Raw genomic sequence first — 1,263 nt, forward strand, 5'->3', positions numbered from 1 at the left:
TGCCCGCCAAACACAAGCGTCTGGATCGGCAGCACCAGCGCCTGAATCCGCAGGATCATCGCATGCACGAGCCCGACCGCATCGACCGCATGCAGGACCAGCCCCTTGGCGGCGCCGACCTGACCGGAGTCGATCAGATCGTGGTTGCTGGTATAGGCGTTGGCGATGCACGAACTGCCAGGCGTCACCCCGTCGAGCCCGCCCTCGTAAAGCGGCTCAAGGAAGACGAGGATGGTTCCCGGCCGCACCACCTGCTGCGGGTCCATCAGTTGCTCGCCGCCGCGGAACTGGCCGGCAGCGATGAAGTCCTGCACCTGCGTCACCACCATCGGGATCACCGTCCACGGCTTCGAGATGCAGGTGACCTCGGCCACCATGCCAACCTTCATCACCTGCGCCTCGATCTGCCCGAAGCCCGCCTGGATGGCTCTGCGCCCGGCGCCTTCCGGGATCAGGATCCCGGCCGGACGCATAAACGGATTGACGATGTCGCCCACCCGCAGTGTGAACTGCTCCACCCGCCCGCTCACGCCAGCCCGGACGACAGTTTTCGCCAGTTCCACCTCGGCTTGGCTCAGCTCGGCTTCGGCGCTGGCCTTTTGGGCCGGCAGGAGGCTGGCGATCTGCGCCTCGGCGGAGCTCTTCGCGGCGGTGGCCGCGTCGATCCCGCCCTGGCGCCCTTCCACGGTGACCTTGAGCTTCTCGATGTCGCGGACCGCGACCGCGCCCGGGTTGCGCCGGTAGATCTCCTGCTTGGTTTCCAACTCGTCCACGGCCTGCTGGTGGGCGCTCCTGGCCTCCTGGATCCTGGCCTCGGCGACAAGGACTTCGCTCTGCGCGACGACCAGCGCCGCATCGGTCTCGGCGATCTTGCGCCGGGCGGTCTCCGCGGCCGCCTCCTGCTTCGAGCTGTCGAGACGGAAGATCGGCGCGCCCTGCTTCACCTCACCGCTGACACCATCGACGTAGACCTCGGCGACCCGTCCGTTCGTCTCGGGAAGGATCGGAACAGTCCGGTAGTACAAGGTGGCGCTGGTCGTGGAGGGGTGATTGTAGAAGATCACCGTGATCAGCCCCACCGTGAGCATCAAGCAGGCAACGATGCCCCACCGCAGCTCGAACCAAACCGAGTAGAGCGTGATCTCCCGGCCGAGCCGCTTTCCTTGAGCATAGCGACGGTAGAGAAAATCAGGAAGAATGGTCAAAAGCGAGCAGAGAAGAAGCTCAAGCATCGGTCCGCTCCTTCGGCATGCGAGAGAGGGT

1 protein-coding gene is annotated in these 1,263 nt (G+C 65.5%); it reads right to left on the reverse strand.

The genetic code is table 11. From position 1 onward, the window contains the following. On the reverse strand, positions 1-1,232 hold a 1,232-nt coding region (locus DRB19_RS29630), incomplete at its 3' end, for an HlyD family secretion protein (RefSeq protein WP_147023501.1). Positions 1,233-1,263: the final 31 nt, after the last annotated feature.

It is taken from the genome of Microvirga aerophila (assembly GCF_003332305.1).
In the GTDB taxonomy this organism is placed as follows: domain Bacteria; phylum Pseudomonadota; class Alphaproteobacteria; order Rhizobiales; family Beijerinckiaceae; genus Microvirga; species Microvirga aerophila.